This window comes from Mesorhizobium hawassense (assembly GCF_003289945.1).
GTDB classification, from domain to species: domain Bacteria; phylum Pseudomonadota; class Alphaproteobacteria; order Rhizobiales; family Rhizobiaceae; genus Mesorhizobium; species Mesorhizobium hawassense.
The window spans coordinates 141,535-165,174 of the sequence record NZ_QMBP01000014.1; the positions used below are offsets into that span (position 1 = coordinate 141,535).

General features: G+C 65.3%; 23 protein-coding genes and 1 riboswitch. Of the genes, 5 read left to right on the forward strand and 18 right to left on the reverse strand.

All coding sequences use genetic code 11. The features are described 5' to 3' along the window. Positions 1–24: 24 nt before the first annotated feature. The 8 genes from DPM33_RS25480 to ehuR form a co-directional block, all read right to left on the reverse strand. Positions 25–1,017: a cyclodeaminase gene (locus DPM33_RS25480; protein ID WP_112100154.1), complete on the reverse strand. Its 993-nt coding sequence runs from the start codon at positions 1,015–1,017 to the stop codon at positions 25–27. Next, entirely contained in the window at positions 1,014–2,003 is a 990-nt protein-coding gene (gene eutB / locus DPM33_RS25485) for a hydroxyectoine utilization dehydratase EutB (RefSeq protein ID WP_112100225.1), read from the reverse strand. Before eutB ends, DPM33_RS25480 begins: the two co-directional genes overlap by 4 nt. Before the next feature lie 5 nt (positions 2,004–2,008). Further along, the gene (gene eutA, locus DPM33_RS25490; protein ID WP_112100226.1) at positions 2,009–2,785 is read right to left on the reverse strand and encodes an ectoine utilization protein EutA; all 777 of its coding nucleotides are present in this window, start codon (positions 2,783–2,785) and stop codon (positions 2,009–2,011) included. A 5-nt stretch (positions 2,786–2,790) separates the two neighbouring features. Continuing rightward, a complete protein-coding gene (ehuD, locus tag DPM33_RS25495; protein WP_112100155.1) occupies positions 2,791–3,450 on the reverse strand; it encodes an ectoine/hydroxyectoine ABC transporter permease subunit EhuD in 660 nt (219 codons plus the stop codon). Beyond that, the gene (gene ehuC / locus DPM33_RS25500; protein WP_112100156.1) at positions 3,450–4,109 is read right to left on the reverse strand and encodes an ectoine/hydroxyectoine ABC transporter permease subunit EhuC; all 660 of its coding nucleotides are present in this window, start codon (positions 4,107–4,109) and stop codon (positions 3,450–3,452) included. Before ehuC ends, ehuD begins: the two co-directional genes overlap by 1 nt. Positions 4,110–4,318: 209 nt before the next feature. After that, complete coding sequence (gene ehuB / locus DPM33_RS25505; protein ID WP_112100157.1) at positions 4,319–5,170, reverse strand: ectoine/hydroxyectoine ABC transporter substrate-binding protein EhuB; 852 nt, start codon at positions 5,168–5,170, stop codon at positions 4,319–4,321. Positions 5,171–5,262: 92 nt separating this feature from the next. Next, the gene (gene ehuA, locus DPM33_RS25510) at positions 5,263–6,048 is read right to left on the reverse strand and encodes an ectoine/hydroxyectoine ABC transporter ATP-binding protein EhuA (RefSeq protein ID WP_112100158.1); all 786 of its coding nucleotides are present in this window, start codon (positions 6,046–6,048) and stop codon (positions 5,263–5,265) included. 125 nt (positions 6,049–6,173) lie between these two features. Then, positions 6,174–7,559, reverse strand: a complete 1,386-nt coding sequence (ehuR, locus tag DPM33_RS25515) for a MocR-like ectoine utilization transcription factor EhuR (protein ID WP_112100159.1) — start codon at positions 7,557–7,559, stop codon at positions 6,174–6,176. Between the two features lie 84 nt (positions 7,560–7,643). On the opposite strand from ehuR, the gene DPM33_RS25520 reads away from it, so the two are divergent. The 4 genes from DPM33_RS25520 to DPM33_RS25535 all read left to right on the forward strand — a co-directional run bounded on the left by DPM33_RS25520 (position 7,644) and on the right by DPM33_RS25535 (position 12,278). Beyond that, complete coding sequence (locus tag DPM33_RS25520; protein WP_112100160.1) at positions 7,644–8,135, forward strand: Lrp/AsnC family transcriptional regulator; 492 nt, start codon at positions 7,644–7,646, stop codon at positions 8,133–8,135. A gap of 130 nt (positions 8,136–8,265) precedes the next feature. After that, entirely contained in the window at positions 8,266–9,759 is a 1,494-nt protein-coding gene (locus DPM33_RS25525) for an NAD-dependent succinate-semialdehyde dehydrogenase (protein ID WP_112100161.1), read from the forward strand. A gap of 30 nt (positions 9,760–9,789) precedes the next feature. Continuing rightward, positions 9,790–11,169: an aspartate aminotransferase family protein gene (locus DPM33_RS25530; RefSeq protein ID WP_112100162.1), complete on the forward strand. Its 1,380-nt coding sequence runs from the start codon at positions 9,790–9,792 to the stop codon at positions 11,167–11,169. Positions 11,170–11,177: 8 nt separating this feature from the next. Continuing rightward, a complete protein-coding gene (locus tag DPM33_RS25535) occupies positions 11,178–12,278 on the forward strand; it encodes an alcohol dehydrogenase family protein (RefSeq protein WP_112100163.1) in 1,101 nt (366 codons plus the stop codon). A 223-nt stretch (positions 12,279–12,501) separates the two neighbouring features. Here DPM33_RS25535 and thiD read toward each other — a convergent pair whose 3' ends face one another. Genes thiD through thiC form a run of 6 tightly spaced genes read right to left on the reverse strand, consistent with a single transcriptional unit; the run spans position 12,502 to position 17,600 of the window. Further along, a complete protein-coding gene (gene thiD, locus DPM33_RS25540; RefSeq protein WP_245442371.1) occupies positions 12,502–13,272 on the reverse strand; it encodes a bifunctional hydroxymethylpyrimidine kinase/phosphomethylpyrimidine kinase in 771 nt (256 codons plus the stop codon). Continuing rightward, the gene (locus DPM33_RS25545; RefSeq protein ID WP_112100164.1) at positions 13,242–13,847 is read right to left on the reverse strand and encodes a thiamine phosphate synthase; all 606 of its coding nucleotides are present in this window, start codon (positions 13,845–13,847) and stop codon (positions 13,242–13,244) included. Before DPM33_RS25545 ends, thiD begins: the two co-directional genes overlap by 31 nt. Continuing rightward, on the reverse strand, positions 13,844–14,617 hold the full coding sequence (locus DPM33_RS25550) for a thiazole synthase (RefSeq protein WP_112100165.1): 774 nt from the start codon (positions 14,615–14,617) through the stop codon (positions 13,844–13,846). The genes DPM33_RS25545 and DPM33_RS25550 overlap by 4 nt, the downstream gene beginning before the upstream one ends. 4 nt (positions 14,618–14,621) lie before the next feature. Next, a complete protein-coding gene (gene thiS / locus DPM33_RS25555; RefSeq protein ID WP_112100166.1) occupies positions 14,622–14,819 on the reverse strand; it encodes a sulfur carrier protein ThiS in 198 nt (65 codons plus the stop codon). Further along, a complete protein-coding gene (thiO, locus tag DPM33_RS25560) occupies positions 14,803–15,786 on the reverse strand; it encodes a glycine oxidase ThiO (RefSeq protein WP_112100167.1) in 984 nt (327 codons plus the stop codon). Before thiO ends, thiS begins: the two co-directional genes overlap by 17 nt. After that, positions 15,783–17,600, reverse strand: coding sequence for a phosphomethylpyrimidine synthase ThiC (gene thiC, locus DPM33_RS25565; protein WP_112100168.1), 1,818 nt, complete (start codon positions 17,598–17,600; stop codon positions 15,783–15,785). The genes thiO and thiC overlap by 4 nt, the downstream gene beginning before the upstream one ends. Before the next feature lie 112 nt (positions 17,601–17,712). Next, positions 17,713–17,824: riboswitch (TPP riboswitch) on the reverse strand. A gap of 43 nt (positions 17,825–17,867) precedes the next feature. Here thiC and DPM33_RS25570 point away from each other — a divergent pair. Continuing rightward, positions 17,868–19,523, forward strand: coding sequence for an NAD-dependent succinate-semialdehyde dehydrogenase (locus DPM33_RS25570; protein ID WP_245442373.1), 1,656 nt, complete (start codon positions 17,868–17,870; stop codon positions 19,521–19,523). Between the two features lie 108 nt (positions 19,524–19,631). On the opposite strand, the gene DPM33_RS25575 is transcribed toward DPM33_RS25570, so the two are convergent. The 4 genes from DPM33_RS25575 to DPM33_RS25590 are packed head-to-tail and all read right to left on the reverse strand — an operon-like array spanning position 19,632 to position 23,636. Next, positions 19,632–20,615 carry a beta-ketoacyl-ACP synthase III gene (locus DPM33_RS25575; RefSeq protein ID WP_112100169.1) on the reverse strand — a complete coding sequence of 328 codons (984 nt, stop codon included), beginning with the start codon at positions 20,613–20,615 and terminating at the stop codon, positions 19,632–19,634. Beyond that, positions 20,612–21,877 (reverse strand): adenosylmethionine--8-amino-7-oxononanoate transaminase, encoded by a 1,266-nt coding sequence (locus tag DPM33_RS25580; protein ID WP_112100170.1) that lies wholly within the window; start codon positions 21,875–21,877, stop codon positions 20,612–20,614. Before DPM33_RS25580 ends, DPM33_RS25575 begins: the two co-directional genes overlap by 4 nt. Continuing rightward, positions 21,874–22,512: a dethiobiotin synthase gene (gene bioD / locus DPM33_RS25585; protein WP_112100229.1), complete on the reverse strand. Its 639-nt coding sequence runs from the start codon at positions 22,510–22,512 to the stop codon at positions 21,874–21,876. The genes DPM33_RS25580 and bioD overlap by 4 nt, the downstream gene beginning before the upstream one ends. After that, positions 22,509–23,636: an 8-amino-7-oxononanoate synthase gene (locus DPM33_RS25590; protein WP_167449212.1), complete on the reverse strand. Its 1,128-nt coding sequence runs from the start codon at positions 23,634–23,636 to the stop codon at positions 22,509–22,511. Before DPM33_RS25590 ends, bioD begins: the two co-directional genes overlap by 4 nt. Positions 23,637–23,640 lie beyond the last annotated feature (4 nt).

Here is a 23,640-nt window from a genome sequence, read left to right on the forward strand (position 1 = left end):
GTTTGTTGGGCCTTGCGGCCAGCATCAGCTTTCAAAGATGGTCCCGGCATTGGCTGCCCGCGCGCGGTCGCGAGCCAGGGTAGCGATCGCGGTGTCCTGCACGCCGGTGCCGGTGAGGTCGGCGATGGTGATGTCGCTTGCCGAGCGTCGTCCGTGTTTCTCCCCGGCAATGATCTGGCCGAGCTCGGTGATCTCGGCGTCGGCCGCCATCACGCCCGCTTCGATTGCGTGATGGAGCTCGCCGAGGCGCCGCGTCTGCTTGGCGCTGTCGGCGACGTAGAGATCGGCCATGCGCAGGATGGCCGGCGCGATCTCGTTCTTGTGCTCGGCATCCGAGCCCATGGCGGTGATGTGCTGGCCGGCGGAAATGAAACCGGGCTTGATCAGCAGCTCGGTTGACGGCGTGGTGGTGACGATGATGTCGGCGCCGGCTGCCGCATTCGCCGCATCCGGTTCGGCCCGCACCATGATGCCGAGCTTGTCGCGCAGGCGGGCAGCGGTTGCCTCGGCTTTGGCGGCGTCGCGCGCCCAGATGCGCGCTTCCTGGATCGGCCTAACGAGACGCAGCGCTTCCAATTGCAAGCCGGCCTGCAAGCCGGCGCCGAAGATCGCCGCTACTTTGGAGTCCTCGCGCGACAGATGCTTGGCCGCGACCGCGCCGGCGGCGGCCGTGCGGATATCGGTCAGATAGCCATTGTCGAGCAGCAACGCCTCGACCACGCCGGTTTTGGCTGAAAGCAGCACCATCATGCCGCCGCCGCTCGGCAAGCCGAGCGTCGGATTGTCGAAGAAGCCGGAACTTATCTTGACGGCGAAACCGTCTATGCCGGGCACATAGGCCGACTTCACGTCGACCTCGCCTCGATGCTCGTGGATGTCGAGCCGCAGAATCGGCGGCATCGCCACCGGCAGCGTCGCCAAGGCGCGAAAAGCGCTCTCGACGCAGGCGATGGCGTCCAGGTCGAGCGTCACGATCTTGCGTAGCTCGGCTTCTGTGAGGATGGTCATGCGGCTCATGCGACGCGCTCCGTTGCTGTGGCCGCCTCGCCGCAGACGATGCGACGATGCAGGGCCATGTCGATGTTGCGGCCGGAGAGGATGAGCACGGTTGGGCCGCTTACGCCGACCTTGTCGGCGAGCAGCGCGCCGATTCCGACGGCGCCGGCGCCCTCGACGATCTCGCGTTCCTGCTCATAGGCATGGCGGATGCCGGCCGCGATCTCGTCCTCGGAAAGCAGTATGACGTCGTCGAGCAGGTCACGGCACATGGCGAAGGTCAGCCGGTTGTCGAGACCGATGCCGCCGCCGAGCGAGTCCGCCAATGTCGCGAGTTCCTCGACCTGCACCGGACGGCCGGCATCGAGGCTTGCTTTCATCGCCGCGCCCCGCGCCATCGAGATGCCGATGACCTTGGTATTCGGGCTGATACCTTTGACAGCAGCCGCGACACCGGATGCGAGCCCGCCGCCGGAGAGTGGGACCAACACCGCCGCGGCATCCGGCGCCTGCTCCATGATCTCCAGCCCGAGCGTGCCTTGCCCGGCGATGATATCGGGATGGTCGAAAGGCGGCAGCATGACCATCCTTTCCTCGGCTACCAGCCTGTCGACTTCCTGCTGGGCGTCGTCCTGGCTGTTGCCGACAATGCGGACATCCGCGCCGAGGCGGCGGATGGCGTCGAGTTTATTCTCTGGCACCAGCTTCGACATGCAGATCACCGCGCGAATGCCTTCGAGCTTCGCCGCAAGCGCCAGCGCGCGGCCGTGATTGCCGGTTGATGCGGCGACGACGCCGCGCGATTTTTGTTCCGGGGTCAACGCTGCGATGGCGTTGGAGGCACCGCGCAATTTGAAGGCGCCGGTGGTCTGGTGATGTTCCAGCTTGAGGTGAACAGGGTGCCCCACACGCTCCGACAGGCTTTGCGACAGCACGCAGGGTGTCCGCTCGACCTTTCCGGCAATGCGTTCGCGTGCAGCACGAATATGCTGAAGCTCGACTGTCATTTCGTTCACTGCGCCAGCGGCTTCGTCCACAGCCGGCCGAATTCCGGCCGCGACGCCTCGTCGCCGCAAAGCCGCAGGCAATTCCAGGCGCTTGCCTGGTTGCTGGTGACGACGGGACGTCCGATCGCCTCTTCGATGCCGGGGACGGCGAGCGCGGCGCGCAACGCCGTGCACGACACGAACAGCGCATCGGCCTGCGGATGCATGACCTTGCGCGCCAGTTCGACCAGGGACGCCGGTGTGATCCGCGCCATCTCGCGGTCGTCTTCGAAGCCGAGGCAGGTGAAGCTCTGGATGTCGAAGCCGTGCGCCGCGAAATAGGCGGCCATCGGCCGGCTGGTTTCGACTGTATAGGGGGTGAGGATGCTGATGCGCTTCACCCCAAAAGCGTTCAGGCCGCGAACGCCGGCCATCGGCGGGGTGACCACAGGCACACCCGGTTTGGCCGCCTGGATCGCAGCTTCGATCTCGGCGTCGCCGATCACCACGGAAGCAGACGTGCACGAGTAGCAGACGGCATCGAGCGGCTCGTCCGGCAGGATGAGCGCCGCGCCTGCCGAAAGCGACGGCTGCATCTTGCGCAAATTCTCCGGTGTGGTCGGATTGGCGTAGGGGATGCGCGCGACATAGACGCCGATGCGCTCGCTCGCCACCATGCGGCGGAAGTCGACCTCGCTGGTGTGGTCGGTCGCGAGCGCAATCAGGCCGACGCGCTTTTCCAGCGGGCGCTGATCGAGTTTCGGGCGCGCCGTTTCGAGGCGAATCTCGGGCAGCGGTCTCATCACTTTCATCTTTCGATCCTGCCGTAGCGATGCTCCAGCCAGCGTAAGAGCACGACGGAGCAGAGGCTGATGACGAGGAAGAAGGCGCCGACCAGCGTCATCGGTTCGATATAGCGGTAGTAGGTGTTGGCGACGCTCTTGGCCTGGTTCATCAGCTCCAGCACGGTGATCGCCGACAGCAGCGGCGTCTCTTTGAACATGGCGATGAAATAATTGGCCAAGGCCGGGATCATCGGCGGGATCGCCTGCGGCAGGATGATATGCGTCCAGGTGTGGCGGCCGTTGAGATTGCAGGCCTTTGCCGCCTCCCACTGGCCGCGCGGCACATTGTCGATGCCGGCGCGGTAGACCTCGGCCGTATAGGTGCCGTAGTGCAGGCCGAGCCCGATCACGCCCGCCACCAGCGGCGGCAACAGGATGCCGATATCGGGCAGGACGTAGAAGATGAAATAGAGCTGCACCAGCAGCGGCGTGCCACGGATGAACTCGGCGAACCAGCCGACGCTGCGCGAGACGAACCGGTTCTCCGAGCGCCGCGCCAGCGCTATCCCAAGCCCGACGATCGCGGCCAGGATCGATCCGAGGATGGTGGCCAGGATGGTGATCTTCACACCCTGGATCAGGGTCGGCATGATCTCCCGGACGAAATCCCAATCCCAGGCCATCAGACACGCACTCCATCAAGGCCGCGCGCCATGCGGCGCTCCAGCGTGCGCACGCCCCACGAGATGATCAGCGCCAGCGCGAAATAGATGATCAGCACGGACAGGAACGGCATCAGCGTGCTGCCGGTCTGCGAACGCACCACCTGCGCCTGGAAGGTCAGGTCGGCGAGCGAGATCAGCGAGACGACCGAGGTCGCCTTGAGCAGCTCGATGGCGTTGTTGCCGAAGGTCGGCAGCATGACGAGCAGCGCCTGCGGCAGGATGACGTGGCGCATGCCTTGCCAGCGGCCGAGATTGAGCGCCGTGCAGGCCTCATATTGCTCGCGGCCGACCGACAGGATGGCGCCGCGCACCACTTCCGCCGCATAGGCGCCGACATTCAAGCCCAGCGCCAGCACGCCAGCCTGCAGCGGCGTCAGCGACAGGCCGGCGAAAGGCAGCACGAAATAGGCCCAGAACAGCTGGACGAAGATAGAGGTGCCGCGGAAGAACTCGATATAGGTCGTGGCCAAGGCGCGCACGATGAAGAAGCGTGACACGCGCCCCATCCCGGCAAGAAAGGCCATGATCAGCGCCAGCACCGACCCCATCAGCGTCAGCTCGATGGTGACAAGCGCTCCCTGCAATATCAGGCCGAGATAGCCGGACCACTGGGTCATAGGGTTCCAACGTTTGCGTTCTTGGGTGCTTCTCCCCGATCAACGGGGGGAAGATGCCGGTTCACCCTCCGTAGCTGCAGCGTAGCTGATGCGGAGGACGGGCAGGCAGATGAGGGGCAGCGCTAGCTTCTCTAAACTCGGCGCCGCCCCTCATCCGGCCCTTCGGGCCACCTTCTCCCCGTGAACGGGGAGAAGGCAAAGGCCGCGCCTCACTTCGCGGCGCAGAGCTTGTCGCGCGTCGTCGACATCGCCGCCTTGGCGGAGAAGCCGTAGGGCTCGATGATCTTGGCGAACTCGCCGGACTTCTTCATCTTGGCGAGCTCGACGTCATAGGCATCGCGCAGCGCCTCGTCGCCCTTCTTGAAGGCGGCGCCGTCGCAATAGACCGGCGCGCCCTGCACCGGCGCGATCACTTCGAGGTTCGGGTCATTCGCCTTCTTCATCAGGTCGTTGATAGACAGAACGGGGAGCGAATAAGCGTCGATGCGGCCGTCCTGCACCATCTTCAGCCCGCTCTGGCCGTCCGGCACGACGATGACGCGGTCGCGCGGCACGCCGGCATTGAGCGCCAGCTTCTCCTCAGTGCCGCCGCCGGGCGCACCGACAGTTGCAGAGGCGTCCTTGGCGATGTCCTCGTAGCTCTTGAAGCCCTTCGGATTGCCCTTCTTCACCAGCATCGCTTCGGCATCGCAAAGCACCGGCTCGGAATAGGCGACCGCCGCGCAGCGCTCCGGCTTCATGAACAGGCCGGCGGTGACGACGTCGAAGCGGCCGGCCTGCAGGCCGGGGATCATGGCGCCATATTCGGAGATCGAGGCGACGATGTCGTTGACGCCGAGACGCTTGAAGATCTCGCGCGCCACGTCGGGCGCCGCGCCCGAAACCTTGCCGTCGGCGGCCACTGCCGTATAGGGCGGCTCGTTGGCGATGGCGACGCGGGCAAAGCCCTGCTGCTTGAGCTGCTCCAGCTTGGCGTCATCCGCCGACTGCGCGCCGGAAGCGAGCAGCATCGTGGAGATCGCAAGGCCGGCGACGCCAGCCAGAATGCCAAGTTTCTTCATTGTTCCCAACTCCTTGTTCTTTCTTGGTTTGCTTGGTTTTGCGACGGCTCTCGTCGCCTTGGGACGGCTTGCGCCGCCCATTTGCATTGCGGTCAGACGCGATGTCCGGCCGCGATGATCTTCTTCAGGAAGCCCTGCGTGCGTTCCTGTTTGGGATGGCGGAAAATCTCATCGGGCTTGCCTTCCTCGACGATCCTGCCGCGGTCGAAGAACAGCACGCGGTCGGCAAAGTCGTGAGCGAAGCCCATCTCATGGGTCACCAGAAGCATCGTCATGTCGGTCTCGGCGGCGAGCTTGCGCATGACGTTGAGCACCTCCTCGACCAGTTCCGGGTCGAGCGCCGAGGTGACCTCGTCGAACAGCATGATCTTGGGCGACAGCGCCAGCGCCCTGGCGATCGCCACGCGCTGCTTCTGGCCGCCGGAAAGTTGAGCCGGCATGCTCTTCGCCTTATCGGCGAGGCCGACCATGTCGAGCAGTTCCATCGCCCGCTTCTCTGCGGCGGCGCGCGGCGTGCCCTTGGTCAGCATCGGCGCCAGGGTCACGTTGTCCATGACGCATTTGTGCGGGAACAGATTGAACAGCTGGAAGACCATGCCGATCTTCTGACGCATCTTGGCCAGGTGCCGCTCGTCGGCCGGCAGCAGCTGCCCGTTGCGTTCCATGTGGTAGAGCTGCTCGCCGTCGACCTGGATGTGGCCGCCGTCGATCTTTTCCAGCGTCATCAGGATGCGCAGGATCGTCGTCTTGCCGGAGCCGGACGGACCGATCAGCGCCAGCTTCTCGCCGGGCATGACCTGCATCGACAGGCCGTCCAGCACCTTGAAGGCGCCGAAGCTCTTCGAAATCGCATCAACCTTGATGATGGGCGCGGGCAATTCATTTCCCCGTTCTGGAGAAGCCTATGCCCTTAACGATGCGAAACGCGTCAAATCATGTCAATTAGGAAAATAATATCATGACAATATTTCCGACACGGTACGATTTCAGGGCAATTTTTGAATCAGATGGCGAGCAGGAGATGCTCCGGATCGCCAAGCAACAGCTTGGCGACAACGCTCAAGCCTGCGCGCAGTTCCCCCTCGGTGGTCGATCCGAGCGAGATGCGCACGGCCGGATGCCAGGGCGTGTCGGCGATCCGGAACGAGGTGCCCGGCGCGATCGCCACGCCGCGCAGGCGCGCTTGCGACACGAAGCTCTCTTCCGAGCGGTCGCCCGGCAGTTCGAGCCACAGATGCAGCCCGTCGCGGTGGACGCGATAGTCGACGCCCGCCAGCATTTCGGCGGCGATCTCCTGGCGGCGTCTTAGCGCCGCGCGCTGCCAGTTGACCAATTCGATCGCCGTGCCGTCATTGACCCATCGCGTCGCGATCTCCGCCACCATCGGCGTCGCCATCCAGTTCGAGACGAGGTGGCGGTTGGCGACCGCTGCGACATAGCGGTCCGGCACCGCGAGATAGCCGATGCGCAAGCCCGGCACGGTGATCTTGGTGAAGGACGTGACGTAGAGCGTGCGCTCCGGCGCAAAGGCGGCAACCGCCGGCGGCCGGCCTTCGACCAGCGGCCCGAGCACGTCGTTCTCGATGATGGCGATGTCGTGCTTGCGGGCGACCGCGGCGATCTGCTCGCGACGGATGGCGTCCATCAGCGTCGCCGTCGGGTTGATCACCGAGGGCTGGACGAAGACGGCGCGGATGTCCGAGAGGCGGCAAGCCTCGTCGAGCGCCTCGGGGATCAGCCCGTTGCCGTCGATCGGCAGGCCTTCGAGGTTGAAGCCGAGGTAGCGGGCAAGCGGCACCAGCGTGTGGTGGCCGATCGCTTCTGTGGCGACGGTCGAGCCGGGCGGCGCCACGCTCATCAGCGCCACGGTCATGCCGGCGGTGGCGCCGTTGGTCAGGCTGATGTTCTGCGGCGACGCTTCCAGCCCGCAAAGCTTCAGCCACTCGACCGCGACCGCGCGATGGCGCGGAAAAACCATGTTCGGCCGGAACGACAGCGCCGAGCTCGACGGCAGGTTCTCGGCCAGCCAGCCCAGCGCCTGCTTCATCTTCTCCAGATGCATCGGCTCGCAGACCGGCTTCAGGATCGAAAGGTCGATGACCTCGCCAAGCCGCTCCGGGATGTAAGGCGGCTCCGGCTCGCGGCGCTGCGTCTGCACGAAGCTGCCGCGACCGACCTCGCCGGAAATCAGGCCGCGTCGGATCAGCTCCTCATAGGCGCGGCTGACCGTCTGCACCGAAAGTTTCAGGTCGTCGGCGAGGCGGCGATGCGTCGGCAGTTGCACGCCATTGGCCAGCCGTCCGTCATGGATGGCGCGGGCGAACTGGTCGGCCAGCGAGAGATAGGCCGGGCGGCGGATGAGAGCAGGATCTGGCTGCCATAATGTCATGACTTATTAGAGATCGAAATCAGTGCAATTGACAATCGAAATAATGCACCCTCATGGTGTCGCGAACGAAAGGCGGAGCCCCGCATGGCGGCACTTAAACTCGACCCGATCGACCTCCGGATTCTCGACGCCATCCAGCGCGACGGGCGCATCACCAAGCTGGCGCTGGCCGAGAAGGTCGGCTTGTCGCCGACGCCGTGTTGGATGCGGCTGCGCAAGCTGGAAAAAGCCGGCATCGTGTCCGGCTATCACGCCGCGATCGCCATGCGGGTCATCGCGCCGGTGGCGACCGTGCTGATGGAGGTGACCCTGGCCAACCACCGCCAGGCTGATTTCGACCGGTTCGAGCGAGTGGTGCGCGATGTCCCTGAGATCGTCGCCTGCTGGTCGGTGGGTGGCGGCGTCGACTATGTGCTGAAGGTGATGGCGCGCGACATCGACGCCTATCAGCGGCTGGTCGACGGCCTGCTCGAACGCGAGATCGGCATCGACCGTTACTTCACCTACATCGTCACCAAGACGGTCAAGGACGAGACCGTGCTGCCCGTGACCGACCTGCTGCCTGAGCAACCCTGAGCTAGAGAGATTGTCTGCGTCGGCCGGCCATTAGAGACAAACTCTCTGCATGGTGCGGCCGAAACAGCCTCTCTGTCTCGACCGCGCGACTAGTCTCTCCATATCGCCTCGGCACCGGGAGACCTGATCGATGTCCGCGCATTTTGCCCGCACCAACCACCACGAAGCGCTCGATCGCCTCGCCGATCGCCGGCTGTTGCGCGCGCTCGCCTATGTCGACGGCCACTGGACGGCGAGCGATGCGGCGGCAAGTTTTGAAGTCACCGATCCGGCGACCGGGGCGACCGTCGCGTTCGTGGCCGCGCTCGATGCCGCCCAGACGACGAAGGCAATCAACGCCGCATCGCGCGCGCTTCCCGTGTGGCGCTCGGCGCTGCCGCAGGAACGCTCCAAGATCTTGCGAAACTGGTTCGATCTGATCATCGCCGCCAAGGACGACCTGGCCCTGCTGATGACGCTCGAACAGGGCAAGCCGCTGAAGGAATCGCTCGGCGAGATCGACTATGCGGCCTCCTTCGTCGAGTGGTACGCCGAGGAAGCGAAACGCCTCAACGCCGAAAGCGTCGCCAGCCACCTGCCGAATGCTGAGATGAGTGTGCGCCGCGAACCGCTCGGCGTCGTCGGCGTCGTCACGCCATGGAATTTCCCGTCGGCCATGCTCACCCGCAAGGCTGCGGCCGCGCTTGCCGCCGGCTGCACGGTGGTGGCGCATCCGTCCTCCGAAACGCCGTTGTCGGCGCTTGCGTTGGCCGAGCTTGGCGAGCGCGCCGGACTTCCGGCCGGCGTCTTCAACATCGTCACCGGCGATGCGCGAACGATCGTCGGCGCGATGTGCGCCGATGCCCGCGTCCGCGCCATGAGCTTCACCGGCTCGACCGAAGTCGGCCGTCTGATTGCCGCGCAGAGTGCCCCGACGATGAAGCGGCTGGTGATGGAGCTCGGCGGGCACGCGCCGCTGATCGTGTTCGACGATGCCGATATCGAGAAGGCGGTGACGATCGCGCTCGACGCCAAATTCGCCACTTCCGGCCAGGATTGCCTCGCTGCCAACCGCATCTATGTGCAGCGCCCGGTCTATGATCGCTTCTGCGCTGCTTTCGCGCGCCGTATCGGGCAGCTCCGCATCGGCAACGGGCTATCCGCGGACGCCGAGATCGGGCCGCTGATGCATGAGCGCGCGGTCAAGAAGGTCGAGGAACAGGTGGCCGATGCGCTCACGCATGGTGCGCGCTGCCTCGTGGGCGGCAAGCGCCACCAGGCCGGCCCGCTGTTCTACCAGCCGACCCTGCTGGTCGACGTGCCGGACGAAGCGCTGATCATGCGTGAGGAAACCTTTGGCCCGGTCGCCGCCGTCACGCCGTTCGACGACGAGGCGGAAGTCGTCGCCCGCGCCAACGCCACGGAATACGGGCTCGTCGCTTATGTCGTCACCGAGAGCGGCGCCCGGCAGGCGCGCATGGGCCGCGCCCTGGACTACGGCATGGTCGCGATCAACCGCGTCAAGATCACCGGCGCGCCGATCCCCTTCGGCGGCGTCAAGCAATCCGGCATCGGCCGCGAAGGCTCACGCCACGGCCTCGAAGCCTTCACCGATCTCAAGTACCTTTGTCTGGATGTTGCGTAAGCCATCCCGGAATTTACAGGAGTCAGAAAAATGCTCGAACAATCAAACGAACTCTCCGCCTGGGATCGTGACCACTTCTTCCATCCCTCGACGCATATGGGCACGCATGCGCGCGGTGAATCGCCGGCGCGCATCATGGCCGGCGGTGAAGGCGTCACCGTCTGGGACAACACCGGCAAGAAGAGCATCGATGCCTTTGCCGGCCTCTATTGCGTCAATGTCGGCTACGGCCGCCAGAAGATCGCCGATGCCATCGCCGAACAGGCAAAGAACCTCGCCTACTATCACGCCTATGTCGGGCACGGCACCGAGGCCTCGATCACGCTTGCCAAGATGATCATCGACCGTGCGCCGAAGGGCATGTCGAGGGTCTATTTCGGTCTCTCCGGCTCCGACGCCAACGAGACCAACATCAAGCTGATCTGGTACTACAACAACGTGCTGGGCCGGCCTGAGAAGAAGAAGATCATATCGCGCTGGCGCGGTTACCATGGCTCGGGCGTCATGACGGGATCGCTGACCGGGCTGGAGCTGTTCCACAACGCCTTCGACCTGCCGCGCGCGCCGATCCTGCACACCGAGGCGCCTTACTACTTCCGCCGCGCCGACCGTTCGATGAGCGAAGAGCAGTTCTCGCAGCATTGCGCCGACAAGCTCGAAGAGATGATCCTTGCCGAAGGCCCGGAGACGGTCGCGGCCTTCATCGGTGAGCCGATCCTCGGCACCGGCGGCATCGTGCCGCCACCGGCCGGCTACTGGGCAAAGATCCAGGCTGTGCTGACGAAGTACGACGTGCTGCTCGTCGCCGACGAGGTGGTGACCGGCTTCGGCCGTCTCGGCTCCATGTTCGGCTCCGACCATTACGGCATCAAGCCGGACCTGATCACCATCGCCAAGGGCCTGACCTCGGCCTATGCGCCGCTGTCGGGCGTCATCGTCGCCGACAAGGTCTGGCAGGTGCTGGTCAAGGGTTCCGACAAGCTCGGCTCGCTCGGCCATGGCTGGACCTATTCGGCGCATCCCATTTGCGTTGCCGCCGGCGTCGCCAACCTCGAACTGATCGACGAGATGGAATTGGTGAAGAACGCCGGCGAGACTGGCGCTTATTTCCGCAGCGAGTTGGCCAAAGCCGTTGGCGGCCAGAAGCACGTCGGCGAAGTGCGCGGTGACGGCATGCTGGCCGCCATCGAATTAGTCAAGGATCGCGACGACCGCGTCTTCTTCGATCCCGCACTGAAGGTCGGGCCGCAGATCGCCACGGCGCTCGCCGCCAGCGGCGTAATCGGCCGCGCCATGCCGCAGGGCGACATCCTCGGCTTTGCGCCTCCGCTCTGCCTGACGCGCGAGGAGGCCGACATCATCGTTGCCAGGACCGCCGACGCCGTGAACAGCGTCCTCGCCAACATTTGAGAAGCGATATGAATGCCATGACCAGAACCATCCCGGCCACGATGGCCGCCGTGCAGCTCACCGGCCATGGCGGCCTGGAGAAGCTCGTCTACCGCACCGACGTGAAGGTGCCCGCGCCGGCCGCCGGCGAAGTGCTGGTCAAAGTCAGTGCCTGCGGCATGAACAACACCGATGTCTGGGTGCGGCAGGGCGCCTACGGCACGGAGGAGGATGCCGGGGCGGTCTCGACCTGGCGCCGGCAGGGCAACACGCTCACCTTCCCGCGCATCCAGGGCACCGACACGGTGGGCACCATCGTCGCCGTCGGCGACGGCGTGTCCACGGACCGCATCGGCGAACGCGTCATGGTCGACTTCTCGATCTACAACCGCGACGACGATTCGCTGGCCGACATCGACTATATGGGCCACGGCCGCGATGGCGGTTACGCCGAATTCCAGGCGCTGCCGGCCGAGAACGCGCATGTCGTCGACACCGGTCTGACGGACATCGAGCTCGCCACCTTCTGCTGCGCCTATCTCACCGGCGAGCAGATGCTGGAACGCGCAGGGTTGAAGGCAGGCGAACGGGTGCTGGTCACCGGCGCGTCGGGCGGCGTCGGTTCCGGCATCGTGCAGCTGGCAAAGGCGCGCGGCGCCATCCCCTATGCGGTCGTCGGCAAGGGCAAGGAGCAGGCCGTGCTCGCCATCGGCGCCGAGAAGGTGATCACGCGCGGCGTGGCCGACCTGCTCACGGCCGTGAACGAAGCGACCGGCGGCAAGCCTATCGATGTGGTCGCTGATCTGGTCGGCGGCGCCATCTTCAACGACCTGCTGCGCATCCTGCGCCCCGAGGGCCGCTACACCACGGCGGGCGCCATCGCCGGACCGGTCGTGCAACTCGACCTCCGCACCATGTATCTGAAGCAGTTGCAGCTCCACGGTTCGAGTCAAGGCACGCGCGCCGACTTCCGCCGTATCGTGCGCTACATCGAGGAAAAGAAGATCAAGCCCCTGGTCGGCGGCGTCTACAAACTGTCGGACTTCCACCGCGCCCAGACCGACTTCATGGGCAAGGACTTCGTCGGCAAGCTGGTGGTGGTGCCGGACGCGATGTGGGGCGGCGACTGAGCAGGACGGAGTTGCTGACAGCGTCAGTTCTCTGCGGCAGCTGAGATTCAATGGCTACGGCGAGAAGACGAGCGCCCCGCCTGTCCTGCCCCCGCTGGCTGTCCAGTGTCATCGCTGGCCGACTGCGCTCCGCCTCCTGTCTGCCTTTGAAAATGGTGGAGAGAGATCGCGGCCCGATTTGGAAGTTATACGATTATAATGACGGATCATGAATGCGCCGCTGTCACCGCGGCCGGGCAATGATGTCGAAAACATACTGCTTGGCGCTCCGGACGCTGTCTTCCAGCGATAGGCCGAGGGCAAGAGAGGCGGCGATGGCGCTGGATAGCATGCAGCCCGTTCCGCGCATCCCTCGCGGCAAGCGTGGCGCTTCGAACCGAACCGCGGGACAGTTCGGTTGCAACAGGACATCGATCGACTGGCTCCCTGCCGAGTGTCCGCCCTTGACGAGTACGGCCGTCCGCACACGCCTCGACAGTTCCTTCCCCTGATGCCGAGCGCCTTCCTCGTCCGGCGCTGGCGCCGATCCGTTCAATGTTGCGAGCTCGATCAGGTTGGGCGTGACGAGCCGGCAGACCGGCATCAAGTCGCGGCGCAACACATCGATGGCATCTTCCTCCAGCAGCAGCCGTCCCGAGGTTGAGACCAATACCGGATCGAGCACCACCGGTACTTTCGGACTGCTCGCCAGGACGGAGCCGACCGCTTCGATCGCCGCCGCCGTCCCCAGCATGCCGATCTTGACCGCCGCGACTTGGTTGGCGGCAAAGGCAGCGCGCATCTGGGCGGCAACAAGTTCCGGCGGCATATGCTCGATTTGCTCGACGGTGTCGTGCGTCTGCACCGTCACGGCCGTGACGGCGAGGCAGCTGCGCAACCCGAACGCCGAAACGGTCTCGACATCGCGGGCTATTCCCGCGCCGCCGCTCGAATCGGAGCCGGCGACAATCAAGACATGCGGCGTCATCGCCATGGCGCCGTCGCCGCCAGCCATTCCAGCGCGCGCGCCTCGGGGTGCGCGTTCCGGGTGATGTCGGTCACCACCGCGGCGCTCTCAGCGCCTTGGGCGAAGACGCCGGCAATGCGCTCGACGGTGAGCCCGCCGATGGCCACGAGCGGAAGGCCGCCGACGCGCCTCTTCCAGACAGCGACGCGATCCAGCCCTTGCGGAGCCCATTTCATCGCCTTGAGGATGGTCGGGTAGATCGGGCCAAGCGCGATATAGTCGGGCTCGGCTTCAAGCGCGGTTTCCAGTTCGGCGTCGTCGTGGGTGCTCAGGCCGAGCTTCAGCCCCGCTCTGCGGATCGTCCTCAAATCGGCCTCCGCCAGATCCTCCTGGCCGAGATGGACGAAATCGCAGTCCTCATCGATCGCCAGGCGCCAGTAATCGTTGACGATGAGCTGGCAGCCATGGCGGTCGCATACCGCCTTCGAAGCACGGATCTCGCGGCGCAGCGAAGCTTCGTCCAGATCCTTTATGCGCAGTTGCACCAGCTTTACGCCAATCGGCACCAGGCGTTCGATCCAGGCGAGGGAATCGACGATCAGGTAGAACGGATCGAGCTTCATGAGAACGCCGGCATGCCGATAACGGGGGTGGAGGGGACAGCCATGTCGCGCGGCTCGAGCAAGCCGGCGCAATAGGCCTCGCGGCCCGCCTGCACCGCCTTGCCGAAAGCCGTGGCCATCGCCACGGGATCGCCTGCCTTGGCGACTGCGGTGTTGAGCAGCACGGCGTCGTAGCCGAGCTCCATCACGGCCGTGGCATGCGACGGCCGGCCAACGCCGGCGTCGACGATCAGCGGAACGTCCGGGAAATGGCCGCGCAGGCTTCGCAGCGCTTCGGGATTTTGCGGCCCACGCGCAGAGCCGATCGGCGCGCACCAGGGCATCAACAGCTTGCAGCCGGCTTCGAGCAGGCGCTCGGCAACGATCAGGTCGTCGGTGGTGTAGGGAAAGACCTCGAAGTCTTCCGAGGCAAGGATTCTTGCCGCCTCGACCAGTCCGAACACGTCGGGCTGGAGCGTGTCGTGGTTGCCGATCACTTCGAGCTTGATCCAGTTGGTGCCGAACACCTCGCGCGCCATCCGCGCCGTCATCACCGCCTCGTTCACCGAATGGCAGCCTGCGGTATTGGGCAGGACCCGAACCCCGAGCGACCGGACCAGAGACCAGAACTGACCGCCGGCTTTGCCGCCGGAGGTCTCGCGGCGGAGCGACACGGTGACGATTTCCGTCCCGCTCGCCTTGACCGCCTCGGCCATGATGACGGGCGAGGGATAGAGCGCGGTTCCCAGCAGCAGGCGTGACGAGAGTCCTTGTCCGTAGAGGTCGAGCATTGGATCAGCCTCCCTTCATCGGTGAGAGTATTTCGATACGGTCGCCCTCGGTGAGCACGCAGCGGTCGCGCTCCTTCGTTGGCACGACCTCGCCGTTCAGCGCGGTGGCGAGCCAGCCGCCCTGAAAATCGAGTTCTGCGAGCAACGCGGAAAGCGTCCCGGCCGCGACGTCGTGGCTCTGGCCGTTAACGGTGAGCTTCAAGGGCGAACTCCTTTGCTGCGGGATTTCCCAGGATCATGTCGGCTGCCCGCCGCGCCATGGCCGGCGCGAGCAGAAAGCCGTGGCGATAGAGGCCGTTGATGCGAAGGTGCTTCCCGTCGCACTCGACGCGCGGCAAGTTGTCGGCAAAGGCAGGGCGCACGCCCACGCCTGTCTCGACCAGCTCGGCCTCGCCGAACGCCGGATGCAGCGTGTAGGCGGCGCTGAGCAGCTCCATGGCCGAGCGCACGGTGACCGGGCCTGCGGCATCGCATTCGATCATTGTCGCGCCGACCATGAACAGATTTTCTGCGCGTGGCACGACATAGACCGGGATGCGCGGATGAAGCAGCCGCACCGGCCGGGCCAGCGAGATCTCGCTGGTTCGCAGCACCAGCATCTCGCCGCGTACGCCGCGCAGCTCCGGGCGCTTGTCGGCGATGCCGGTGCAGTCCACCTCGATATTCGCGACGACGGACACCACTCGGCTGCCGAACTCGAGCCCAACGCCGATGCCGAGCAGCTTGTCGCTTAGCGCAAGCAGCGCCTTGCGTGGGTCGAGATGCGCCTCCTCGCCGAAGAACAGGCCGCGCCCGAACCGGCCGGCGAGGGCCGGTTCCAGTGCCGCGATCTCATCGGCGTCGAGCGGCCCGAAGCCGGATGTACGGCGGCCGAACCGGTCCAGCTCGCCGGCATCGCGCGCAGGCGCCACGACCAGCGTGCCGCTGCGCGAGACATGGCCGGGCAATGCTGCGTCCCACCAGTCGGCCGCGCCACGTCCCAGCGTCAGCACCGCCTCTTCGGCACTCTCGCGCTCGCACCAGGGCGCAAGCATGCCGCCGGCCTGCCAGGAGGCATTGCCGGCGATCTCCATGCGCTTCTCGACCACGGTCACGTCGATGCCGCGCGTTGCCAACTCGTGCGCGAGCGTCAAGCCGGCAACGCCCGCGCCGCGAATGAGCACCTTCATGTGGTCGTGCTCTCTGTAGAGTTCTCGACCGGCATGTAGAGGTCGCCGCCGTCCCGGTACTTCGCCGCCATGGCCGCGAGCCCTTCCTTCTGCGCTTCCGCGCGGATGTCGTGCGAGATCCGCATCGAGCAGAATTTGGGGCCGCACATGGAGCAGAAATGCGCCACCTTGTGCGCCTCCTTGGGCAGGGTTTCGTCGTGGAAGGCGCGCGCCGTCTCGGGATCGAGCGACAGGTTGAACTGGTCCTCCCACCTGAACTCGAAGCGCGCGCGAGACAGCGCGTCGTCCCTGACCTTGGCGGCCGGATGGCCCTTGGCGAGGTCTGCGGCGTGAGCGGCGATCTTGTAGGTGATGACGCCGGTCTTGACGTCGTCGCGGTCGGGCAGGCCGAGATGCTCCTTCGGCGTGACGTAGCAAAGCATCGCCGTTCCGAACCAGCCGATCATCGCCGCACCGATGCCGGACGTGATGTGGTCATAGCCCGGCGCGATGTCGGTGGTGAGCGGCCCCAATGTGTAGAACGGCGCTTCGCCGCAGACCGCGAGCTGCTTGTCCATGTTCTGCTTGATCTTGTGCATCGGCACGTGGCCGGGGCCCTCGATCATCACCTGGCAGTCCTTGGCCCAGGCGATCTTCGTCAGCTCTCCAAGCGTTTCCAACTCGGCGAACTGGGCCCGGTCGTTGGCGTCGGCGATCGAGCCGGGGCGAAGGCCGTCGCCGAGCGAGAACGCGACGTCGTAAGTGCGGCAGATGTCGCAGATTTCCTCGAAATGCTCGTATAGGAAGCTCTCCCGGTGATGGTGCAGGCACCATTTGGCCATGATCGAGCCGCCGCGCGACACGATGCCGGTGACGCGGTCGACGGTCAGCGGGATGTAGGGCAGCCGGACGCCGGCATGGATCGTGAAATAATCCACACCCTGCTCGGCCTGCTCGATCAGCGTATCGCGATAGACCTCCCAGGTCAGATCCTCGGCGATCCCGCCGACCTTCTCCAGCGCCTGGTAGAGCGGCACCGTGCCGATCGGCACCGGCGCGTTGCGCACGATCCAGTCGCGGATATTGTGGATGTTGCGCCCGGTGGAGAGGTCCATCACCGTGTCGGCGCCCCAGCGGATCGCCCACACCATTTTCTCGACCTCTTCGGCCATCGACGAGGTGACGGCGGAATTGCCGATATTGGCGTTGATCTTGACCAGGAAGTTGCGGCCGATGATCATCGGCTCGCTTTCAGGATGGTTGATGTTGGAGGGGATGATGGCGCGGCCGCGCGCCACCTCCTCGCGCACGAATTCCGGGGTGACGAAGTCCGGGATCGCCGCGCCGAAGCTCTCGCCATCGCGTTGAAGTTTCGAACGCAACTGCTCACGGCCGAGGTTTTCGCGGATGGCGACGAACTCCATTTCCGGCGTGATCATGCCTGCGCGTGCGTAGGCAAGCTGGGTGACGGCACGGCCGCCAGTGGCGCGCAACGGCCTGTTGCGCACCGGGAACTCTGGCGTTACGCGATCAGCCGAGACGAAGCCGTTGTCCTCGGGCCTGATCGTGCGGCCCTCGTAGCGCTCGACATCGCCGCGTGCCTCGATCCACGCCTCGCGCAACCGCGGCAAGCCGCGCTCGATCTCGGTCTTCCCCATCGCGTCGGTGTAGGGACCGGACGAGTCGTACACCGTGACCGGCGGCTCGCCGGCGCTCGGATGGACCGAGATCTCGCGCATCGGCACCCGCAGCTCCGGGTGAAGCTGGCCGGGTTTGTGGACTTTCTTCGAAGCGGGCAATTCGCCGACGGTGACGGTCGGGGTGTGGGCATTCATGAGTGAGCCTCCTTGCTCGAGTGCAACGGAGACCCAGTCCACGCGATGAGGAGGAAGTGACGCTTCGCGCAGGATGCGGGCACTGCCCGAATACCGAAGTCGGATTGCCGACCCGCGAAACCTCGCACCGTCCCTACGCCAGTATGAACTGGATCAGGTTCAACGGGTCACTGCGCGCGATAGCAGTATCTCAGCCCCTTGCCGGGACTCCCCTGGTGAGGCACCCAAGGTGGACGATGCGAAGCCGCCCTGTCAACTCTTGTGACGATGGTCCTGTTCGACAATCGGCTGCCGGCATCAAGGTTGGATCGAAATCCGCAGGCATTGTCGCCTAGGTCGGATAAAAACGATGCGCTGGACAAATGCCGAGTGTCACGCTGCAGCTACGCTGCTTTCCGCGATGTTTCTAAGACGAGATGTCGCCTTATCCTGAGGAGCTCTTCTGTGCCGGGCATAAACAGTTCGCTGCTTCGCCATCTCAAACAGCCGGAGCGGTTTGCCGCGCTGGATCGCGTGGCACGCCAGGGCGATCGGTGGGATGGACGCGTCTTCCGGGTCTCCAATCCCTCGACCGGCGAATTGCTCGCCGAGCTCCCCGATATGGGAGTCGAGCAAACCAGGATTGCGATCGACAGGGCCCATGTCGCGCAAGCCGAATGGGCGGCTCGGACCGCCCGGGATCGCAGCGACACGTTGTGGCGCTGGCACCAGCTGATCCTCGATCACACCGACGACCTTGCTGCAATTCTGACCGCCGAAATGGGCAAGCCGCTGCCCGAGGCAGTATCGGAAGTCTCCCATGCCGCCGCCTACTTGCAATGGTACGCGGAAGAAGCCAACCGCATCTACGGCGAGACGATTTCCGCGCCGTCGACGGACCGGCGCATGCTGGTCATCAAGCAGCCGATCGGCGTTGTCGGCACCATCACGCCGTGGAACTTTCCCGCTTCGATGGTGGCCCGCAAGATTTCACCGGCACTGGCGGCCGGTTGCGCGATCGTCCTGAAGCCGGCCGAGCAAACCCCACTCGTCGCCGGCGCGATGTTCGCGCTGGCAGCAGAGGCGGGTTTCCCGGATGGCGTGGTGAATTTGATCTATGCGTCGGACGGTGCAGCGGTCGGCCGGGAGCTCTGCTCCAATCGGAAAGTGCGCAAGATCAGTTTCACGGGCTCGACCGAAGTCGGGCGGCTGCTCATGCGCCAGTGCTCGGATCAGGTGAAGAAGGTCAGCCTCGAACTGGGCGGGAACGCGCCGTTCATCGTCTTCGATGATGCCGATGTCGACGCTGCCGTCGACGGTGCAATCCAGGCAAAGTTCCGGAATGCCGGGCAGACCTGCGTCTCCGCCAACCGGCTTTACGTGCAATCAGGCGTGCATGATGAATTCGCCGCGAAGTTTACGGCGCGGGTTCGCTCGCTCTCGGTCGGCGACGGCTTCGAACCAGGTATCGCCATCGGACCGTTGATCGACACTCAGGCGCTCGTCAAGATCGAGGCTCACATTGCTGATGCGATCCAGAAAGGCGGGGCGATCTGCTGCGGCGGACGCCAGGCAGGTCACGGCGGCACCTTTTTCGAACCGACGGTTCTGACGGATATCACCAGTGAAATGCTGCTCGCGCAGGAAGAGACCTTTGGGCCGCTCGCGCCGATCATCCGCTTTGAGGATCCCGATCAGGTCGTGCGAGAGGCCAATGATACGATCTATGGCCTCGCCGCCTATTTCTATGCCTCCAATCTCAAGCGCGTCTGGCATGTGGCCGAGAAGCTCGAATACGGCATGATTGGCATCAACACCGGCCGGATGTCATCGGAAGCCGCTCCCTTTGGTGGCATGAAGCAATCGGGGATTGGTCGCGAAGGCTCGCGCCACGGCTTGGAGGAATATCTCGAGATGAAGTATCTCTGTATGGGCGGACTCTAGAGCGGTTCACCGTTTCACGGAAACGGCGAACCGCTCTATCCCTTTGTTCTTGCGCAATTCCGGACGGAAAACCGCTCACACTTTTCCTGGAATTGCTCTAACGCAAAGTTAAATGCCGACCACCAGCGCCCCGCCGGTAAGGCCTGCGCCGGCGGCTGCCAGCAGCAGCTTCTCGCCCGGTCGAAAGGGTTTTGCCCCGTGCGCCACCGATAGGGATAGGGGGATCGTTGCCGCCGACGAGTTGCCATAGTCGGCGATGGTCTTGACGATGCGTCCGTCCTCGATGCCGAGCGACTTGCCGACCGCGTTGAAGATGCGGGCATTCGCTTGGTGCGGCACGAAACGGGCGATCTCCGGCGCTGAAAGGCCGGCCGCTTCCAGCGCCTCGACGGAGCAGCGGCTCATCATATCCACAGCCTTGGCGAAGACGTCGCGGCCATTCGCGATGGTCATGCGGGTTTCGGCAATGTCGATTTCTTGCGCGAACGGACGGTTGCTGCCGCCCGCCGGGATGTGGATCAGGCCGTAGGCGGATCCATCCGAGGCAAAAGACGAGCCGAGAATGCCGTGGCCGGGATCGCTGGAGGGGGCAAGCACCACAGCGCCGGCGGCGTCGGCGAACAGCACGGCGCTCGCCCGCTCGGCCGGATTGATCCGACGGCTCAATATGTTGGCGGCAATCACGATGGCCGGCTTGTTGTGCAGGCGAACAAAGCCGTCGGCGAAGGTCATGGCGTAGATGAACCCCGCGCAGGCACCCGCCAGGTCGACCCCGCCGGCCTTTTCGAGGCCGAGCCTGTGCGCCACCAGCGGCGCGCTCGGGGGCAGGAGATGGTCAGGCGTCGACGTGGCGAGCAAAAGCAGGCCGATCTCCTTGCGGTCGATGCCGGCTGCCTGCAGCGCCATCTCGCCTGCCTTGGCCGCCAGTCCGGAAAGCGTGTCGCCTGGCTCCGCCCAGAACCGCGTCCGGATGCCGGTGCGCCCCTCGATCCAGCCTGCCTCCAGTCCGAGGCTTGCCTCGATCTCGGCATTGCCGACTTTTCGGGCCGGGACGTGATGGCCAAGGCCCACGATGCGCGCCGTGCGGTTCATCTTTTGTCGCTCGCAAGGCCGGCCGCCTCGTCGATAGCATCGTAGAGGTGGTCAAGCTCGTCGGACGTCACGCAATAGGGCGGCAGCAGGTAGATGACGTTGCCGAGCGGTCGCACCAGCAAGCCGCGCTCGAGGAAGAAGGCGCGCAGCTTTGGGCCGACCTCGGCAAGATAGCCGGCATTGCCGACGCTGAGGTCGAGCGCGGCGATGGTGCCGGCCGTGCGCACATTCTCGAAACGCGGATCCCCGTTGAACCGCGCACTTTTCTCCGCCTGCATCCGCGACAGCGCGGCCACGCGCTCGGCCACAGGCTCGTCGTTCCAGATACCGACATTGGCAAGCGCCGCAGCGCAGGCGATCGGGTTTGCCGTGTAGGAACTCGAATGGAAGAAGGTCTTGGACCGATCGCTAGCGTAATGCGCGCGGAAGATCGCGTCGGTGGCAAGCGTGGCCGCGAGCGGCAGCGAGCCGCCCGTGAGCCCCTTGGAGGTGCACAATATATCGGGAGCGATCGCCGCCTGTTCGCAGGCGAATAGGGTGCCGGTGCGGCCCCAGCCGGTCATGACTTCGTCGGCGATGAAAAGTGTTTCGGAGCGCTCGGCAATGCGCTTGAGTTCGGCGAGAATAGAAGCCGGATACATCAGCATGCCGCCGGCACCGAGCACCAGCGGCTCGACGATCAATGCGGCCACCCCACGGTCGCGCGCCAGCCGCTCGAAGGCGTCGAGCGTTTCCTGCTCGCGGCCCGTAGCGGGGAAGGGGATGGTGTCGACTTCGAACAGCAGCGGCTCGTAGGCGGCGTTGAAGACGCCGCGCGCGCCGACGCTCATCGTGCCGATGGTGTCGCCGTGATAGCTGTGTTCCATGACGACGATGCGCGAGCGTGGCGTCCCGTTGTTGCGATGAAAGCCGAGAGCCATCTTCAGCGCCACCTCGACGCTGGTCGAGCCGCTGTCGGAATAGAAGACCCAGTCGAGGCCCGCCGGCGCCATGTCGACCAATGCGGACGCCAAGCGCTCGGCCGGCTCGTGACTGAGGCCGGCGAAGATCACCTGGTCGAGTGCCTCGGTCGCTTGCCGAATCGCCTCCACGATCTTCGGATGGCGGTGGCCGTGGGTAATGACCCACCAGGAGGAGATCGCGTCGAGTATGCGCTTGCCTTCGCGCGTCTCGACATAGGCGCCCTCAGTGCGCGCGATCGTCGGCGGCACCGGTTCGGTGGCATGTTGGGTGAAGGGATGCCAGACAGCGGAGCGGTTCATTGCCGGACCTCCATGAAGTCGGCGACATTGAACGCGGTCCGCATGGCCGCGGAAAGCGCCTCGGGCGTCAGCGGGTCGAGACGTGGCAGGCGGCCGAGCACGCGCACCTTGCCAATCTCGCCGATCGTCCTTTGCGTATCCGCCATCTCTTCGCCGATGAACGCGACGCCGAGCAGGGGTATCGAGCGCGCGCGCAACGCCTCGATCGAGAGCAGAGTGTGGTTGATGGTGCCAAGCCCGGTGCGGGCGCAGAGCACCACCGGTGCATGCCATCGCGCGAAGACGTCGATATAGAGCGCGCGCCTGTTGACTGGTACCATCAGCCCGCCGGCGCCTTCGACGACAAGCGGCCGGTCGGTCGTGGGCAGTGCGAGTGTCTCCGCATCGATTTCCACGCCATCCAGCTCGGCGGCGCGGTGCGGCGAGAGCGGTTCGTTGAGGCGCCAGGCTTCCGGCAGCACCCGAGCCGCCGGCAATCCCGCGAGCTTGGAGACGGTTTCGCTGTCGGTCCCTTCCTGGATGCCCGCCTGCACCGGCTTCCAATAGATGCCGTCGAGCAGGCCGGTCAGGCCGGCCGCGAACACTGTCTTGCCGATGCCGGTGTCGGTGCCGGTCACGACGACTTGAAGCGTCATCGCGCGCGCTCCCATTCTTCGGCCAGCGCATCGAACAGCGCCGAAACGTCGGCCTCGCCGACATTGAGCGTCAAAGAGATACGCAGCCGCGCCGTACCCTCGGGCACGGTCGGCGGACGGATGCCGCGCACGTCGAAACCGCGCGACTGCAACGCCGCCGCCAGCGCCATGGCGCGGGCATTGTCGCCGACGATGATCGGCAGGATCTGAGAACCGCTCGGAGCCAAGCCAAGGCTCTCGGCCTTCTTGCCTGCAAGCGCGACCAGCCTCGCAAGCCGCTCGCGACGTTCCGGTTCATCGGCGACGATGTCGAGGGCCGTTGCCGCCGCCACCGCCATCAGCGGCGAGGGCGCGGTGGCGTAGATGAAGGGCCGGCAGCGGTTGACCAGATAGTCGCAAAGTACCGCAGGCGCCGTGACGAGCGCGCCGGAGGCGCCCAGCGCCTTGCCGCATGTATGCAGCACCACGACATTGTCGCGGCCTTCGAGATCGTGTGCGAGGCCCCGCCCATTCGGGCCGTAGACGCCCGTGGCATGCGCTCCGTCGATGAACAGGAATGCATCGTGGCGGTCCGCGACCTCGATCAATCCGCCGAGCGGAGCCTGGTCGCCGTCCATGCTGTAGAGGCTCTCGGCCACGATCCAGGCGTGGCCCACTCCGCCTCTCTCACGCCAGGTCTGGATCGCGTCGTCTACGGCGTTCGCATCGTTGTGCGCGGCTTGCGCCACTTCGGCGCGGCCGGCTCGCGCCCCCTCATGCGCGCTGGCATGGATGAGTTCGTCGAGTACCACTAGATCGCCCTTCTGGGGCAAGGTCGTGAGCACGGCGAAATTGGCGACATAGCCGCCGCCGAAGAACAGCGCGCGCTCGGCGCCGAAGAAGTTGGCGGCCTTGGCTTCGAGCGCCTCGTGTTCGGGGTCGTTGCCGCGCAGCAGCCGCGAGCCGGTCGCCCCGACGGGCGTGCCTGCGGCGAGCGCGGCCGAGACCGCCTCGGCCATGCGCTTCGAGCCCGCGAGGCCGAGATAGTCGTTGGAGGCGAAGTCGGCGCCTGAGCGGCCGCTGAGGCTCCGTAACCGGTCCTTGCGGGCCAGCCCGCGCAGGCTGGTCTCGTAGCGGTCGAGCATGGCT

Coding starts and splice junctions, on each gene's coding strand:
- DPM33_RS25480 (WP_112100154.1), bottom strand. CDS start 1,017: ATGAGCCGCATGACCATCCTCACAGAAGCCGAGCTACGCAAGATCGTG.
- eutB (WP_112100225.1), bottom strand. CDS start 2,003: ATGACAGTCGAGCTTCAGCATATTCGTGCTGCACGCGAACGCATTGCC.
- eutA (WP_112100226.1), bottom strand. CDS start 2,785: ATGAGACCGCTGCCCGAGATTCGCCTCGAAACGGCGCGCCCGAAACTC.
- ehuD (WP_112100155.1), bottom strand. CDS start 3,450: ATGGCCTGGGATTGGGATTTCGTCCGGGAGATCATGCCGACCCTGATC.
- ehuC (WP_112100156.1), bottom strand. CDS start 4,109: ATGACCCAGTGGTCCGGCTATCTCGGCCTGATATTGCAGGGAGCGCTT.
- ehuB (WP_112100157.1), bottom strand. CDS start 5,170: ATGAAGAAACTTGGCATTCTGGCTGGCGTCGCCGGCCTTGCGATCTCC.
- ehuR (WP_112100159.1), bottom strand. CDS start 7,559: ATGACATTATGGCAGCCAGATCCTGCTCTCATCCGCCGCCCGGCCTAT.
- DPM33_RS25520 (WP_112100160.1), top strand. CDS start 7,644: ATGGCGGCACTTAAACTCGACCCGATCGACCTCCGGATTCTCGACGCC.
- DPM33_RS25525 (WP_112100161.1), top strand. CDS start 8,266: ATGTCCGCGCATTTTGCCCGCACCAACCACCACGAAGCGCTCGATCGC.
- DPM33_RS25530 (WP_112100162.1), top strand. CDS start 9,790: ATGCTCGAACAATCAAACGAACTCTCCGCCTGGGATCGTGACCACTTC.
- DPM33_RS25535 (WP_112100163.1), top strand. CDS start 11,178: ATGAATGCCATGACCAGAACCATCCCGGCCACGATGGCCGCCGTGCAG.
- thiD (WP_245442371.1), bottom strand. CDS start 13,272: ATGGCTGGCGGCGACGGCGCCATGGCGATGACGCCGCATGTCTTGATT.
- DPM33_RS25545 (WP_112100164.1), bottom strand. CDS start 13,847: ATGAAGCTCGATCCGTTCTACCTGATCGTCGATTCCCTCGCCTGGATC.
- DPM33_RS25550 (WP_112100165.1), bottom strand. CDS start 14,617: ATGCTCGACCTCTACGGACAAGGACTCTCGTCACGCCTGCTGCTGGGA.
- thiO (WP_112100167.1), bottom strand. CDS start 15,786: ATGAAGGTGCTCATTCGCGGCGCGGGCGTTGCCGGCTTGACGCTCGCG.
- thiC (WP_112100168.1), bottom strand. CDS start 17,600: ATGAATGCCCACACCCCGACCGTCACCGTCGGCGAATTGCCCGCTTCG.
- DPM33_RS25570 (WP_245442373.1), top strand. CDS start 17,868: ATGGTCCTGTTCGACAATCGGCTGCCGGCATCAAGGTTGGATCGAAAT.
- DPM33_RS25575 (WP_112100169.1), bottom strand. CDS start 20,615: ATGAACCGCACGGCGCGCATCGTGGGCCTTGGCCATCACGTCCCGGCC.
- DPM33_RS25580 (WP_112100170.1), bottom strand. CDS start 21,877: ATGAACCGCTCCGCTGTCTGGCATCCCTTCACCCAACATGCCACCGAA.
- bioD (WP_112100229.1), bottom strand. CDS start 22,512: ATGACGCTTCAAGTCGTCGTGACCGGCACCGACACCGGCATCGGCAAG.
- DPM33_RS25590 (WP_167449212.1), bottom strand. CDS start 23,636: ATGCTCGACCGCTACGAGACCAGCCTGCGCGGGCTGGCCCGCAAGGAC.